Annotated in this window: 14 protein-coding genes and 1 pseudogene; 1 reads left to right on the top strand and 14 read right to left on the bottom strand. The window is 41.5% G+C overall.

All coding sequences use genetic code 11. The features are described 5' to 3' along the window. Positions 1–4: 4 nt before the first annotated feature. From I2I13_RS08940 to I2I13_RS08970, 7 genes and pseudogenes are all read right to left on the bottom strand, one after another. Entirely contained in the window at positions 5–499 is a 495-nt protein-coding gene (locus I2I13_RS08940; protein ID WP_007209427.1) for a helix-turn-helix domain-containing protein, read from the bottom strand. 12 nt (positions 500–511) lie between these two features. After that, the gene (locus I2I13_RS08945; protein ID WP_195649273.1) at positions 512–781 is read right to left on the bottom strand and encodes a hypothetical protein; all 270 of its coding nucleotides are present in this window, start codon (positions 779–781) and stop codon (positions 512–514) included. 14 nt (positions 782–795) lie between these two features. Continuing rightward, positions 796–1305, bottom strand: coding sequence for a hypothetical protein (locus I2I13_RS08950; protein ID WP_055229966.1), 510 nt, complete (start codon positions 1303–1305; stop codon positions 796–798). Positions 1306–1761: 456 nt separating this feature from the next. After that, the gene (locus I2I13_RS08955; RefSeq protein WP_055229968.1) at positions 1762–2061 is read right to left on the bottom strand and encodes a hypothetical protein; all 300 of its coding nucleotides are present in this window, start codon (positions 2059–2061) and stop codon (positions 1762–1764) included. A gap of 100 nt (positions 2062–2161) precedes the next feature. Further along, a pseudogene (locus I2I13_RS08960) lies at positions 2162–2241 on the bottom strand. A gap of 76 nt (positions 2242–2317) precedes the next feature. Further along, a complete protein-coding gene (locus I2I13_RS08965; protein WP_007209422.1) occupies positions 2318–2689 on the bottom strand; it encodes a hypothetical protein in 372 nt (123 codons plus the stop codon). Between the two features lie 3 nt (positions 2690–2692). Beyond that, complete coding sequence (locus I2I13_RS08970; protein WP_055229971.1) at positions 2693–2929, bottom strand: hypothetical protein; 237 nt, start codon at positions 2927–2929, stop codon at positions 2693–2695. A gap of 171 nt (positions 2930–3100) precedes the next feature. Here I2I13_RS08970 and I2I13_RS08975 point away from each other — a divergent pair, with 171 nt between their 5' ends. Beyond that, a complete protein-coding gene (locus I2I13_RS08975) occupies positions 3101–3478 on the top strand; it encodes a hypothetical protein (RefSeq protein WP_055229973.1) in 378 nt (125 codons plus the stop codon). A 463-nt stretch (positions 3479–3941) separates the two neighbouring features. Here I2I13_RS08975 and I2I13_RS08980 read toward each other — a convergent pair whose 3' ends face one another. The 7 genes from I2I13_RS08980 to I2I13_RS09010 form a co-directional block, all read right to left on the bottom strand. After that, the gene (locus I2I13_RS08980) at positions 3942–4739 is read right to left on the bottom strand and encodes a sialate O-acetylesterase (protein ID WP_148363916.1); all 798 of its coding nucleotides are present in this window, start codon (positions 4737–4739) and stop codon (positions 3942–3944) included. 17 nt (positions 4740–4756) lie between these two features. After that, positions 4757–7432 (bottom strand): glycoside hydrolase family 2 TIM barrel-domain containing protein, encoded by a 2676-nt coding sequence (locus I2I13_RS08985; RefSeq protein WP_195649274.1) that lies wholly within the window; start codon positions 7430–7432, stop codon positions 4757–4759. A 19-nt stretch (positions 7433–7451) separates the two neighbouring features. Continuing rightward, positions 7452–9809 (bottom strand): TIM-barrel domain-containing protein, encoded by a 2358-nt coding sequence (locus tag I2I13_RS08990; RefSeq protein WP_195649275.1) that lies wholly within the window; start codon positions 9807–9809, stop codon positions 7452–7454. A gap of 8 nt (positions 9810–9817) precedes the next feature. After that, the gene (locus I2I13_RS08995; RefSeq protein WP_148363919.1) at positions 9818–11611 is read right to left on the bottom strand and encodes a glycoside hydrolase family 71/99-like protein; all 1794 of its coding nucleotides are present in this window, start codon (positions 11609–11611) and stop codon (positions 9818–9820) included. Between the two features lie 56 nt (positions 11612–11667). Continuing rightward, positions 11668–12681 (bottom strand): DUF6528 family protein, encoded by a 1014-nt coding sequence (locus I2I13_RS09000; protein WP_195649276.1) that lies wholly within the window; start codon positions 12679–12681, stop codon positions 11668–11670. 57 nt (positions 12682–12738) lie between these two features. Continuing rightward, a complete protein-coding gene (locus I2I13_RS09005; protein WP_195649277.1) occupies positions 12739–14289 on the bottom strand; it encodes a hypothetical protein in 1551 nt (516 codons plus the stop codon). A gap of 385 nt (positions 14290–14674) precedes the next feature. Beyond that, on the bottom strand, positions 14675–16237 hold the full coding sequence (locus I2I13_RS09010; protein WP_195649278.1) for a hypothetical protein: 1563 nt from the start codon (positions 16235–16237) through the stop codon (positions 14675–14677). Between the last annotated feature and the right edge of the window lie 22 nt (positions 16238–16259).

The following is a 16259-nucleotide window of genomic DNA, read 5'->3' on the forward strand; positions in this document are numbered from 1 at the left end:
TAAATTATCTATTCATTTTTTTCTTAAACCAGTATTTCTCACCAGTCCTACAACCTGGTTGAAAAGATCCAGGATATCCCTTACGTTTACTAGCTGCTTGCGCATCCCTTCGATTGTAGTTATACACTTCTTTCAACCAGTCGGGATCCTTAACTAATCCCAATTCGCGAGCTTTACGCGTAACTGTCCTAGGAGATACCCCTATTAATTCAGCTAATTCCTCATTCCGGGTAGTTGGATAGTACCGTTTCAATAAACTAAGCATATTCCCCGTCCACAAAATCCGAGTACTATATCCCTTATGTTCCACTAGCCGCCCTTTTGCCTCATGGAAAAAGCAACCATCAGGAACTTTACGGTTTCTAGCATACTCCTGCCTCTTTTCTTCCCTTACACATTCCTTACAATGTGAACTATACCCGGAAGCACATTTATAAAAACTATGTAACCAAAGCTTACGCCCACAAACCGGACAAATTTTCTTTCGACATTGCTTCATCCTATTCGATTATTAATCTGTAAATATTTCAGTTTCATCCAGTACTGCTTCAATCGTCTGTCTCCACATATTTATAGCAACTTTATAATGATGTGGCAATACACATACTTCCGAAAAAGTATCACCCATAAGTTTAATTTTCTCGACCTTGTAAGTAATATGATGATAGCCTAATAAATCAAGATAGTACTTTAACCTGTCCTTTGACTCGGTTGTAACTGCTAGCTTCATATATGATCTAGCTTCTTCCGTATTAATCGTTCTTTTAAACTGTACGTCCATAGCTCAATGATTGATTAAAAATAAGGTTCTTCCCCCCAATCTCTGTTTATTATACTATTGGTGCAGTGCCCGCAACAACATTTGTACACAACCTTACCGGCCAGTGTTATTTCAGAAGGTGAATGATAAAATGTGCATCCGCATTTATCACAAGTAAATTCTCCATAATCAGCACCTAAAGAGCTACCCAAAAACCAAAGCCCGTATTTATGCTTATTTAGATAATTCTCTCGCCCTTCGGCTTTTTTACTCAACCGAATACGATAATCCATCTTAATACTTTCGGCATCCCCCCAATCTGTAATTCTTTTTTCATATAAAAAATGCCTACGAATATTATAAGCTATATCGGATGCTCTACTGCTTAATGAATCATATAGCTTGTATTTTTCCAAATGGAAATCGCTCGTTTCAAACTTTCTAGCCCGCATCATCTTTTTATTATGAAAATCTCTCTTTTCAACAAAAGAGCTATTCAGCGCTTTAAGCTTTTCCAGCTTATTTTTTACTACTTCATTTTCCATAAAACCAGTTTTTAAAGTTTGATCTCTTGCACGTAGGTTAATGTCCCCTTGTAGCCCCTGGCCCTAAGTTCATCCATCAATTCACGCGGTTTAAATTGCGCTAATTGGGGATTACTCCCTGGTTGCTGTTTCTTTTTCCCTTTAGAGATCTTCGCAGAACGACAACTCATGCAAACGTTACATAATCCGTCTGCTGTCTTAGGGTGGTGTGAAAACTCACTTATAGGCAATACGCTGCCACATGCTGTACATTTTTTTTGTTTCCATAATTTCACTATTTACATTCAGGTAGTTTTGATAATTCTTTCCCATTAAGGAGATAAGAAGAAGTGTAGATCCGGCCTAAATACAAGTGGAGCTTAACGCATCCACATTTGACGCAAATTTCAGCCTTATAGACTCCCGGTATTCGATCTGGTGTCGGCTGTAATAAAGTCCATCTATGCCGTGCCATAGCTAATCTTTTGTGCCAGTATAAATACACGGCGAATTAAGATCTACTGTACTTCCCAGGCCATTACTAAGAATATTAAGAAGATCTTCTCTTTTATCTGGATCAACTTTTACCAGATAAAAACCTGATTTCTTTCTAGTGTTACTATGTACTTGCTCTAAGGAAAAATTTTGTTCCAAGAACTTTGTAAACTCCGGGTATTCACCCGGCCTAAAATTAAGAGTGTCGATTCTGTGGAAACTTCCATCTTTATAGACTTCTAGTTTCGCTTTTTTTGCTGTAATACTTGCTTTTCCTGCCATAATAGAATTTTTTAATGTTAAACATAACCGGTCTGTTCCCGGCTGTCACCGGTTTAATGCCTTGTTATTGTCCGTTGGCCTTCTACACTTTTATGTAACGTCCTGGAAGGTGGGATCGAACCACCGACGTAAACACCCGATATCATCTGCATTTTTGTTCTACCGCTGAACTATTCCAGGGGGTGCCGATCTATTCTCGGCTGTCACCGGTTTAATGCCTTATTATTGTCCGTTGGCTTCTCTACTAGGCAGAGTATTAAGTTTCAGTCCGTCTTAACCTTACCACTTCTTCCGTCTGTACCCGTCGTGTATTGGTGGTTCTACGGTACAAATCACTAGCATGTACATATTCGCCAAATATGAATACGGAAAGAAAACAAGCGGCCACAAACCGTTTTACCGGTTCACACATAGACAAGGGAATATTAAATTTCCGGCAAAAACAGAACTTTGTCAATTCAGCAGCTTTGCTAATACCGGCCTTTTCTTTGATCTTCTGCAAGGTATTGTCTACCGTCTTAATTGAAATACCCAAAATGTTAGCAGCTTCTTTCTGGGAAATAGCGCCTAGTCCCATAACTTCCGCGATTTCCTCTTCCCGTTCGGTTAATTCTGCCTGTATATTCATAGCTTATCCTTTTATTTCCCAGATATCAGAAACATCTACCCCAAATTCAGAGAAGATCTTTTCTATTCCTTCTTTGATATGGGCCGGTATATTCAGATAGTCTTTCTTTTTCCTATAATATTCAGGATCCGACGAACAACCAAGGAAGCTATAAAGCTGATCTTTCAATTTCGGATAGTCTTCTCTGGATACTTTTAATGTACCAGGCGTAAATGAGTAATGCTTTTTAGTTACAGCCATAATATTTTATATTTAGATTTTACATAGACATAGGGTATTTTCCCTATTGTGTGTACTGCAACTTTTTGTTATATTTGATGCAGTAATTTGTTATTCATGGTGCAAATATGCGATAAATTTATCTATAAACAAAATTTTATCGGATAAATTTATCCGTTATATTAAAAATATATGGGAAAAGACAGTCAAGTAAGAGAAAGACTCTTTGAATTATGCAGCGCATTAGGCATTACAACAAATGCGTTTTCGCAAGAAATAGGTAAGAACAGAGAGTTTGTAAGGAAAATCACGGGAGAGATCGGAAGTGACTCTTTACGACAAATTTATCGCACTTATCCCAACGTAAATATTATGTGGATAATCACAGGGGAGGGAGAAAAATTTCTTTCATCGGATGATAAAACATCAAATGATGATAATTTAACAAATTATTTAAAGGAAGAAAATAAAGAATTGAAAGAAGAGGTTAAGCGTCTTATACAAGAAAATGCGACTCTATCGGCTAGATTGGAGTTATACCACGGCAACAGGGCCGAAGCTGCCGGATGACGATTATAAAAGGCGGGAAATGGAAAGATCGGTAAACACACACAAACATGAATATCAGTAAGTTGTAATTATGTTTTAAGACGTTTACCGGGACTAAATCGGGACAATATAATATAAAATAACCGTATTACGAATAATGTAGGAAGCTGATAATCTGATCCTTATAGAAGCGAAGAAAAGAGTATTCAAATCGGATCTCCGCAACTAAAGAAAAGAAGAATCGCAAAATGCGGTTCTTCTTTTTTATGACGACTCTTCTCTACAGACTTTATTCACAACCTCATTTCAGTTATCAACAAGGATATTAACAAAGTTATTAACAGGTTAATTTGTTTATAACAAGATAATTAACTACATATAGTCATTTTCTATCAACAAGGCAGTATTTAGTTATTCACCATACAAAAGCCGGCTGATTCATGAGGAATTAGCCGGCTTTTGTATTCTTTCGAAAAAGGGTATTCTATGGATGCTTATAGAACTTCAGTACCTTTTTTGCATAACGTTTCCCTAATAACAATTGTGCTTCCGTATTAAAATGAGGGTCCTTCTCATCTTTATACCATCCCAATCCTTTCGATGATACCCAATCGGAATGGGGAATAAAAGAAGAAACTTTTTTAATCATCTGATTAAAGGGGACTGTACCTGCTTCTCTTTTCGTCCAGTTCCATTGAGAAATCTGTCCTACAACAATCGGCAGTTCCGGCAGATTCAAATCTTCCCGCAGGTCTTTCACCAAAGAAATCAGTTTTTGTTTATACGCTTCCGGATTGGAGCAGTCGGCTTCTCCCTGATGCCAAAGGATTGCTTTTAAAGCACCTCCCTGTTTCATCGCAATCCGAATCCGGGAGAGTGCTTCTTCATAATATCCGTCTTTACTTCCTTTTAACCAAGAGTTGATAGAAGAACCACCACGTGCATTTACTACCAGTCCGATAGGGCGTTTCGTTTTCCGCGTCAATTCTTTGGCAAAACCATAAGCTGGTCCTAAGCGTTGCATAGACAAATCTTTCCGGACTGTTGAATAACGATTGAGGGGATTTACTGCCGGTTCAAAATTCCCCTTATCATTCAACAGATACACATTTTGAAGGGTATCCATGACTTCCGGAGTTAATGTTGCACGCCCCGCCATGTTGGATTGTCCGATGCATACATACAAATCAAAAGAGGACGGAACACTCTCCTTTACATTCCCGGCAAAAGCAAACAAGGATTGCAGGAGGAGAAAAGACAGTAAATAAATAGACCTAAGCATATTGATAGCATTTATAATTAATAGTTTCTATAAATACGGATAGCATTCAGAATTGGTTCTCCCTCCTTTTTATGGAAATCGACACTCAATCCTTTTCCATCCTTTACTGTTATCACAAACTTCTTGATAACAGCACGGGCATATCCGTAATCGCGGGCTACGTTAAAATCATCTGAAACGGTTGTTCCATTGATTGAAATTCCGAAGCTGCGGTTTCCGGCAAATGTCTGTTCCGAGTCAGCTCCCAAGTTATAAACCAATGCTTCCCGCTCTTTGTCCGACTCCAGTTCTGCCCAGTACAAATATACGGAATATTCTCCATCCGGTACATCAGCTTTAAAAGATTTTATTCCGACACGTTGGGTCTGGAAAACCGGATTCATGTCTGTTCCGTGAATATCAATATCCGAGCCAAGCATACTGCCGAACCCTGTTTTGCGGCGATAAGAAGTTCCGCCAACAAATCCCCAGCTACCGGGCTTATACTCCTGTTCGGGAATCCATGCTACATTTGCCGAACGGTCTTCAAAATATCTTGGAGAACCTAACATTACATTGATTTCCGTGAATGACACAGCTTCATCTTTCAATTGTGAACCTACCAATTGGAACTGAATCCGGAGCATATCACGCAATTTATGACCACTAGCCACAGCAACAGCTTCCAGCAGATTCTCTCCACCAACGAACGGCACGTCGAACAAAGCATAATTATCTTCTACCTTTTTCTTTCCCAGACTCTTGTTGTTCACAAACAGCTCAACTTCTTCCGCATTAGAGAATACAGGGACAGACTGAATACACTCTTTCTGTGCAGTATTCACCACTCCCCCACGGCTTTTCCACTCCCGATTACCTATAACAAGTATCGGACGACGTGACAAAGCTGTCTTATAGAACCAATAGACATCTTTCTTCTCCCTGTCTAATCCGACAACTCCTTTATTGTTTACATGAGGAACAGCATCTACACGGGATTCGGAATAAAAATCATTCAGATTCCACAGACTGGAACCGGCTATAAACGGACGTTTCATCATTTCACGGAGATAATGTTTATGATATACCAGACCGTATTCCTGTGAGAAGTCGAAACGTTCCGACTGGTAGGAATGAAGTCTCGGATCTACTCCCGGTCCATATTCCGTAACCATCAGTACTTTTCCTTTGTATACTTTATGGGCACGATCGAGCAAACGCTGAAACTCATTGATATCCGGTTCATACCAGCCTTGATACAGGTTCCATCCCTGAATCATCGGTATCTCGGTCAGATGGGCGTCTTCGTAATATTGAGGCATATTATGATAAGCCATCATGGTATATCTGGAAGGATCTTCTTCTCGGATGATCGCCTCCAAGGCACGGGCTACTTTTTCAGTAAAGCGGTAATAATTTTCCAATTGCTTGCCTTCGGTATAAGGGCGACGCAGGAAAATCTCATTCATATAACCCCAAATCATAACAGAAGGGCGATTAAAGTCCTGACGCACCATTTCTTTAGCCATCTCAACGGAGTTCTGCAGAAACTCTTCGGTTTCCGTAACAGCATTGACAACGGGGATTTCAACCGAAGTCACAATACCCAGTTTATCGCACATTTCCATGATTACAGGATCTTGGGGATAATGTGACACACGCAGGAAATTCCCTCCCATCTCTTTCAACAGCAATACATCCTGTACATGCAACTCGTCGCGCAAGGCATTTCCTTTCTGAAAATAATCCTGATGCCGGGCAGTTCCGATCAGTTTACGTCCTTTGCCATTCAGGAAAAAGCCTTTTTCCGAATCAAACTTGAACCAGCGCAAACCTAACGGATTCACCACTTCATCCAGTAAAGCGCCCTTTTTCTTATCAAGAATACGCGTATATACCATATACCGATAGGGATCGTCTATATCCCACAAACGGGGAGAATCTATTTTTATCTTTTTAGAGATGTCCGTCTTTGTTTCGCCGGATGCCAGCTTTACTTCCGCATGAGTCTTTTTCACTTCCCTGCCATCCGCATCGCAGATTATATTTTCCACCCTGATTTCAGCAGGTTGGAGTGTATTATTCGTCAGTAACGTAGTGATTTCTATCGAGGCTGCGGAGTTGTTCACTTCGGGGGTACGGATATAAACTCCTGACGAAGCATAATCATTCGTTGCAATGTGCACCGGATTCATAAACTGCAGATAGACATCCCGGTAGATACCGCCAAAGAAAGTAAAATCGGCAGACAGAGGCGGGATATTCGGGTTATAGACATTGTTCACATAAATGGCAAACAGGTTTTCCTGTCCATAACGCAAATGGGAAGTAATGTCAAAACAGAAACGGGTATACCCTCCTTTGTGCTCTCCCACGAACTGACCGTTCAGATAGCATTGCACTTCCTGATTGGCTCCTTCAAAATAGATTACTGCCTGACGTCCTTCCTGGCTTTTGTCTACAAATAATTGTTTCCGATACCAAGCCGGCCCCCGATAAAATCCCGGAGTTTCGTCGTCGGCATCTTTATCATTCCATGTATGAGGAATATTGACCGTCTCCCAAGAAGAGTCGTCACAGCCGGCCAGCTGCGCTTCAAACGGAGATCCTTTTGTAAATTTCCATCCGTCGTTGATTGTGTATACCACGCGTTGTTGCGCCTGCGCCCATCCCACAATAAGCAATAGAATAAAGATATAGAAAAACTTCTTCATAATCGATATATGCATCTAATTAAAACTTTATTTTTACCTCTCTACCTGTGTAGACACACTCTTTACTCTCAAAAGCAGCACCTTCAGGCAGATATAATTTCATATGCACTTTTATTTGTTCCGGCATACCGGGATAAGTTCCCTCACGCAGGCCAATAGTCAATGTCCGTTCCGAATCTTTCCATTGCACCGGCACTTTCGAACATACACCCTCTTCATAGCGGTAGGAATCACCTTCATCCTCATACCATAAAAAAGAAGCGTCCGCTCCTCCATAGATACGCAGTTCCAATTCACGGTCGGGATATTCCATCGCATATTGTTTTACTTCTGCCAAAGGCAAGATAGAACCTGCCTTCACATAGAGCGGAAGTATATCGAGGATACTTGTCTGCATTTGTTCTCTTCCTCCTTCAAAAGCTTCTCCGGTCCAGAAGTCATACCAATATTTACCGCTGTGTTCCGGCAGATAAATGCTGACGTTCTTTTCTTCCGATTGCGGACGAAATACCGGACGCACCAATAAGGAAGTACCGAACATATAGGCATTATCAATATCAAAAGTCCGGGTATCTGTTGTGAAATCCATTGCCAAGCCTCTCAACATGGTATAGTTATTGGCGGTTACCTGATGAGACATTGAGTAAATGTAAGGCAACAGACGGTAGCGCAGATGGATATATTTCACCTGATTATCATAGAATAATGTCCCCTTTTCACCGAATTGCCAAATTTCACGCGGCACGTTCGTACCGTGAGCACGGAAGATAGGAGTAAATGCGCTAAACTGGAACCAACGGGAATACAACTCTTTATAATCATTACTTTTCAGTCCGTCGGGATATTTCGCATCCCGTTCTGTGACGAAGAATCCTCCCGTATCGGAAGTCCAATACGGAATACCAGACATAGACAAGTTTAAGCCGGCAACCAGTTGTTTGTGCATATTCTCCCATGAAGCCGAAACGTCACCCGACCAGACAGCCGTACCATAATGTTGTTGCGAGGCAAAGGCGGAGCGAGTCAGGATAAATATTCGTTTCTGATCGCTTTCGGCTCGTAGGCGTTGATAGAAATCTTTCAGCATCTCTAAAGAATAGGTGTTCAGATAACGGTGGAAGCTACCCAGATAAGTATTACCTGCCGATTTGGTCTTTTCTTCCTGTTTCAACTGTGTGAATCCGTCCCGGAAAGAAGGTTCCGTTGCATCCATCCACCAGGCATCCACGCCCATATCATAGAGTCCTTTCTTGAGGTATTGCCAGAAGATATCCCGTGCAACAGGATTATAGGCATCAAAAACCTTATAGCCTGCCCATGTAGGTTCACTAAACAATGCACCGATAGAATCCAAAGACTGATAGACAGCCGTTTCCGGTCCGAATCCTGGCCATACGGAAAGCATAAAATGAACATGGTCCTGTTGATGCAGTTCATCAATAACCTGACGGGGATGATTAAAGTTTGCCGGATGGAAAGTCAGGCTGTTCCAATGAGGTTTGTCTCCCCAATATTCCCAGTCCTGCACAATGTTATCCAACGGAATTCCCCGTTTACGGTATTCTTTAACGACTGCCTTCAATTCATCGAACGACTTATAACGCTCTTTGGACTGCCAGAAGCCATATACCCATTTTCCAAACATCGGCACGTCCCCCGTCAATTCCCGATAACCGGCAACGACTTCGTCCATATTCTTGCCATAGACAAAATAATAGTCGGAAGCATCACCTACTTCGGAAGTAAACGAGTAGCCTTCCTTCGTATCTTCAAACTTCGTAGAAGAATAATTATCCCATAAGACACCGTATCCGTTGGTCGAAATAAGGAACGGATTGACAATATCCATATTGGCCTGCAACAGAAGTACGGATTTCCCCCGATAGTTCATGATTCCGTTCTGATACTGTCCCAACCCGTAAATAGCCTCATCCTCGGTAGGAACAAAGCATTGAGTGACTTCGAGACATTGTTCACCTCCGGCAACCGAACGTTTAAAGTTCCGTGCCTTTCCATCCCCTTTCTCTTTTAGTAACAACTTACCTGTGGATATTTCCTGAAAAGTGAAAGCCGCATCTGCCTTATCAAAAGCTACGGAAAGTTCACGGGTGCGAAAAACCAGCTTCTGTCCCGTATCTTCCCATTTATAGTCTTTGAAAGCCGGCTTTTCCGCATCGACCACCAATCTTTTTGTTATCAACGTATCACCTTGGGGAAAAGACAAAATCCGTACGCATCCCGCCGACATAAACTCAACCCGATATTGAATACTGTCAGATACGAAAGCACATCCTCTGCCATCCTCATGAACCGGAGAGGAACAGCCGAAGCAGGATAGTACCAATAAAACTAATAACCAATTATTTAAGCTCTTCATCCATGCATTTATTTGACTGTGTAGATCGTATAACCCAATGACAAATTACGGACTACGACATTTCCTTTTAAATAAAAAGTAGGCATATTGAATCCATTCACGATATTATCCTTATACAATTCTACTTTTGCGCTTTTCCACTCGCCCGTATTGTCGGTACGTATCCGGGATACAATTTTAAACGGCTCTTTCGGTTCACGCAGCGTAGACGAACGTATAAAAAGAGATTCATTTCCTTTATCCAGATACTCAAAATAGAGATATCCTACATAGTTATTCATTTGTAGTTTGGAAACCAACTCTTTAGGCAAAGAGATAGAGAGAGTCTCTTCGGCACTGTAGCCACCGGATTTCCGCTTTCCCTGAATCTTCATGTCCGACTCACGCAAACGCATCATCTCAACCGTTAAAGCCGACTTTGCCGTCTTGACATCATTTTCTATTTGCGACAACAAACCTATCGCCACCGGATAACGTCCCTGACTGATTAACAATGCTGCTTTATCGAGGGAACGATGACAACCGGATACGTCCATCTTTGTCTTTTCCAAGAAACGGGCTTCTTTTCGCAAACGGAAAAGCATCAAAGGCAAGGTTAATCCACGTTCATCCGCCTGTTCACCTTTGAACTCTGCCGCATATTTTAAAGTAGTACGCAATTCGCGGTCGCCGTTTTCAATGGTTGGCTCTATTTCGTGTCCTTCGGTATAGTCGCTCCACGAAGCAATAAACATCATATCCAAGCTGTCTTTCTCCGCCATACAGAACTTCCACATACTTTGGTAGGTTTCTCCATTGTTGCGAGGAATATAATAGAAGTGTCCGCGTCCCCAGCCTGCACACCCCCGGTTATCCATCCCCGGCATGGCAAATCCCGACTTTATTGTATATGCAGGATTGTTACTATGCCAGATAGAATCGCGGAAAGGTTTCATAAACTCGATAACATCATCCTGTGTGGCGTAATTATCCCATTCGGCATGTGCCTGATCTCTTGTACGGACACGGGCAGGAAGCCATGCAGTCGGAATTTCTCCCACTTCTTTCCAAGCATCCATTTCATCGCTACGAGTGACGGGGATATATTTATCGTTTTCCAGTTTTCCCCAATCCGCCCAACGGCGTAAAGCAACCGGTTGCTTCATTCCTTGCGGTAACTTCGCCAGTGATAATACTTTCTTATATTCATCCACCTTCGCTCCGGGACCGAAATGATAAAAAACAGGCATTCCCTTCACCATAGGAGCTGTAGGACCAGTAAAGACGCTATCTACCAAATATTGGTAACATTTAGCCATGTATTCAGTCTTTGCCTCACGGGTATTGATTTCCGGATAAAGTTTAGTAATCCAGTCATAATACAACCAACCGTCACACCAGTTTACCCCGATCTCAAAGTCATACTTCGCCGCCACTTTCTGCATCTCACGCAACAAGATGTCATTTTCGTGAGGCTTGAATCCCCATTCAATAAAGAATCCATCTATCTTGGCTGCTTTCGCAGACAAAATCTGATATTCGATATAATCGGGATCGAGATTGGACTGCATTCCGACTTGCGGATAAGCCACTGCCGCTATTTCATGCCGCCCTTCACTGTCTATCAGGTCGGCATTATAACACAGCGACTTTCTTCCGGTACTTGATTTCTCCGTATTGGCATACATCTCCCAACGGCCCAACTTTCCGTCATGCTGCCGGGTATAGCGTACACCGTGAAAGTCGGCATACACTTTCTTTCCATTCTGCGCCAAAGCCGGCAATGCGATAGATACCAATAAAAATAGAAGAAGCTTCCTCATTGTTCCAAACTTAATTATTCAACTTATATACTCTATCAATCTTCCGTGATACTTAATCAATCCTCACCCAACACGAAATCATGCTTTTCCGGATAACTGAAGGTATTGTCTATCATCCAACGGCCTTTATAAATCTTGGCTCCGTCCATTCTGAAAAGTTCTTCTCCCTTCTCATTTACAAGTCCTTCTGCCCACCACTCTTCAGTCGGTTTCAACATCAGGATTCCATCCGGTCCGTTGCAGATACTTTTTATATCGGCTATGCTATACACTTTCTCGCAGGTCGGTTCGGCCGACTCATTGGTCGTGGCATCCGTAACACCAGTCAGATCAAACTTATAAACAGCCGAAGCCGCAGTAAGCCATAATTTATCTTCTTCGCCATATACCGGAAATAAATCATGCCCGCCCGATTCATTGCTGAATGTATAGATACGAGTCTGATTGGTCAGCTTCGGATTACTCCGGTTACCATCATACTTAAAACGGAATAATGCAGTCACTCCTCCCGTCATGGTAGCTGTTGCATAAAGATATGATCTCTTCTTATCCCAGACTACATTATGCGCATTACCCAATTTCACCGTATTAGCCTTTGCTCCCAATACCTTAACCGTGTCAACCACAAAGGTATTGATTTCACCGGATTTTGATTCTGCCGTCACAATATTTCCATCGGGTAATACCTCCGCGGAGTGAGGATTCTGTCCGCAATTTGCATAGAACATTAATTTATGATCCGACAAACGGATTAAAGCCACAGCTCCGCCGGAGGCAGTCATTAAAATATAGCGTCTATTGAAAACCGGTTTTACTTCGCTCGGATTGACAAACCAACCCTGTTGGGCAGCAGGCACACAGGCAGTATAAGGATCCCAACTCCAAATATTGCGATGCGTTTCCGCATCTCTGATGACAATAGCCCGTCTGGATTGCTCCGCCAGCACATAAGCTTTTTCCGGAAGTTGAAAGATTTCATCTTGTACTACAGGAGCGGCATCATCATCGGAACATGCTCCCAAAGCTATATTAAATCCTAAAAGGATTGCCAATAAACTAAACTTCTTCATGGTCATAACTATTTTAATTCTAAATATTCAATTTGTCTTTTTAAAGTTTCCATTAATCTATTGAACCGATTTTTTATCATAATAATCGATCAATGAATAAACTGCAAGATTCAACTGCCGCATCTGCGACAGGAAAGATCCATAAGGTTCATATTCGATGGACACCACTCCTTTATTGGAAGCTTTTCCATCAGAATCGTAGCCGTCATTATACTCAAAGTGTACCCAGCCCACACAGTTTCGGGTTTCCAGCAAACGAAGGCAAAAGTTCTGATAAAACTCACCTCTATTTTTTTGTGTATGCACCAGCCATCCACCTCCTTCGGTATTGGCATATCCAGTTCCCTGATAACTGGCATCTTCTGCTTTCGTATAGAATTCCGAAACTAAAAAAGGTTTCGCTCCACACCAGGTTTTCAGGTTTGCCAGAAAATCGGTTTCCGGTTGCCAACGCGCATAATAGTTAATGGAAACAAGATCGCAATGACGGGCACACGCTTCCACTACTTTCTGATTATATTTACTCCAATCGTGCAGACGTGTTCCCAAAATCAAATGCTCTTTATCATATTTCCTGACGGCTGCGGTAGTCAATTGATAATAATGATCGGCAACCATCCCCCGAAAGTCTTCCTGATCTTTCTTGGTTATCGCTCCGGCAGAGGCTATGCCGTTATCCCGCATAAACTTTTCTGCATACTCCCGGGCTGCTTTATAGCGTTCGGGTAAGGATAGGAAATGTTTCAGATCGATCCCTCGTAAGGGATCAGCATTCTGATAGCTGGCAAACGGTAGTTCATTGTCGAGATAGAAACCGATAAAATGCTTATCACCGGCAAATAAAGCAGTCTTTTCCTGTACAAGATGATCTATGTAAGCAGCAAACGTCGGTTCGAAAAGAAGAACCAGGCGATTGTACTTGTCATCATCAAACGTATAGCCTAAATTCTTACTCATATCCCACATAAACGAACGAAGCAGATACAGATTCTCCGCATAAGCAATCTTTTGCGTCTTAGGTGTCAGCAGGTTATTGCGTACTGCTGCAGGAAATGCTTCGATGCGGTTCGATCCATACGAAATATAGTTTATATGATTGTCCGCAATCAGTTTACCTGTCTCTTCACTCCATCGTGCTTCACTACCATATCGAGTGCTGAAAGCCTTCTTATGTGCAGTAGATTCTCCCGGACGGACATGCTGAATTCCATGAATAACAACAGCTCCATTATCCGGGTCGAGCAAATAAGAACGTCCTGCGCAACTAGCCACTCGAAAAAAGCCTTCTTTTCCAACCACAGAAGATGGTTGCAGGCCTATCCGTCCTCCCCAGGCAGTCCGGCTATAATCCGAAGAGGGAGCATACCAATTCATATGATCAATGGTTCGGGTTTCCCTCGAGTCTGCCATTGTCCATGCTTGGAAAGTTCCGTTCTGCCATTTCCGGTATTCCACGTTCACAAAAGTATATTCCTCTTTTTTCGGAGGAGTGTCCCCTCCTTCCGGTGTCAAAGGTTCTATTTCGTCAGAGGAGGAACAGCCAGCCGCCAAACACATCCATCCGACTAAAGATAAAAAGAGGAAATACCCATATATCTGTTTTCTCATATCACTTTCAGCTATTACACACTACTTATTAACCATCGTGCTTGTTATCAGTCGCATCTTTCGTATACTCTACGGTTCACCGGATAGTTATTACTAACTCTCGCATTGGCTATTAATAGAAAAGTTATTCTCTACTAGGAGAGAACTTCCTTTACCCTTGTTGCAAACTTCCTTTACCCTTATTATAAACTATAAACGAAAGCTTTGTTTTTATAATTGCAAGCTTTGTTTTTAAAAACGCAACTTGCATTTATAAAAACGGAAGCTTCGTTTATAGTTTGTATCCGATAGACAATAACTTTACTTCTAATGAAATGAAAGTTTAGTCTTAATCGAAAAGAAATTTTCTATTCATACTTCAGGCGGTAAGTAGCATTACCCAGCATTATTTCTTTTGGGGAAATTTGATTTCAACGGTCAATACACGAGCTGTTGTATCTCCGGGCTTCAATACACCTTCACCGGTAGATGGCGTCATGCTAACAACTCGCATTACTCCGATTCTATTTCCTCCTGCTGCAGAAGTCGATGCAGTTTTAAAGGCGATAATATCCCCTTCTGCTATCGGCATCAGATCTTCTTTCACAATCAAACTGGCTGATATTTCAGAAGCTATGGAAGCAACAGTTGCATTGTCAAAATCAAAATTAGGCAATTTGGCCATCGTAGTCTTATTCTTTACAGCTGCGGTATTCAAAGCTGCTCCACCAGACCCTTTATATTCTTCCGATTTTGCAGCATTTATAGAATACAGACGAGGTTCTGAATCAACATTTGAACCTTTTCCCATACAATAGAATTTCAAATCGACATTCTTTGCATTGTCTGCACCGGTTAATGCATAATCAATAGAATAAGTTTTCAAATCTTTGAAGGACAACAGACCATAGGCATCCGGATATTTTTCGTGTGCACTATTTGCAAAAGTCTTACTAGATATATTCACTGTAGCAACATCCATATTTACATATGCTTTCACTGTTCCGGTTGCTTCTTTTCCAATTCTTCCATCAGAAACCACCACTTTAATTTTAGACGTCGTTTCGGTAAAAGTTATTTTCGGAGCATAATCCAGATGCGTTTCACCATTCTTTTGTTCACGTAAAGCTTCAATCTCCTGTCCGTTTTCAATGCGATAAATTATCACTTCATGAATACCACGTACAGACTCTACTTTTACAGGTACTTCTTGTTTTGCATCCGTACTAGCTATAATAGGTTTCTCTGACAAAGTCAATACAGGTATTGGAACTGTTTTGTATTCCACTGGTAAAGTTGAAATAGTAACATTATCATATATATCCACTGCTTTTACCTTGAAACCTTTATCACCTTCTTTGTAATTAATCATCTCGTCATACGAGAAATCCTTCTTACCATTCAGTTCCACACTTCCTTTCGATTCTTGTCCGGTTGCAGATACCAGATATACTTCCACTACTTTCAAACCTGCTTCCGAAACAACCTTGAAAGTGGTACGGGGAATTACCGGATTTTCATCCATCTCATCATATACAATCTCTTCCGGATCGAATGTTATGACAGGACGTGCCATTACATCGGTAACAGCAATTGGCAAAGTTCCACTCGTCACATGGTTCAATTTGTCCGTAGCCTCAATGATAAAGGCTTCGTAGTTAGCATTATATTCCAAGTTCTCAGACAAGCTGTAAGAATTGGGATTAAAGAATTCAGTCACCGTTTTATATTCGGTCACTCCCTCTACCGTCTGCAATTTCATTGTCACACTCCGGAGTCCGGCCTGCGACTTAATGACAGCCACTACCGGCAAATTATCCACTTTATTTAAATCCACATCCAGTTGTTCCATCGGGAATTTAATCACAGGAGCAGCCGCATTAGGATCCAGACCATCATTATCATCGCTACAGGCAGCAAAGCCCAGGCAAAGTCCTAATATTAATAAGGTATATATTTTACGAATCATAATTAGTTCTCTTTTTAATTAA

The organism is Bacteroides sp. D55t1_190419_B8, from assembly GCF_015558905.1.
GTDB classification, from domain to species: domain Bacteria; phylum Bacteroidota; class Bacteroidia; order Bacteroidales; family Bacteroidaceae; genus Bacteroides; species Bacteroides vicugnae.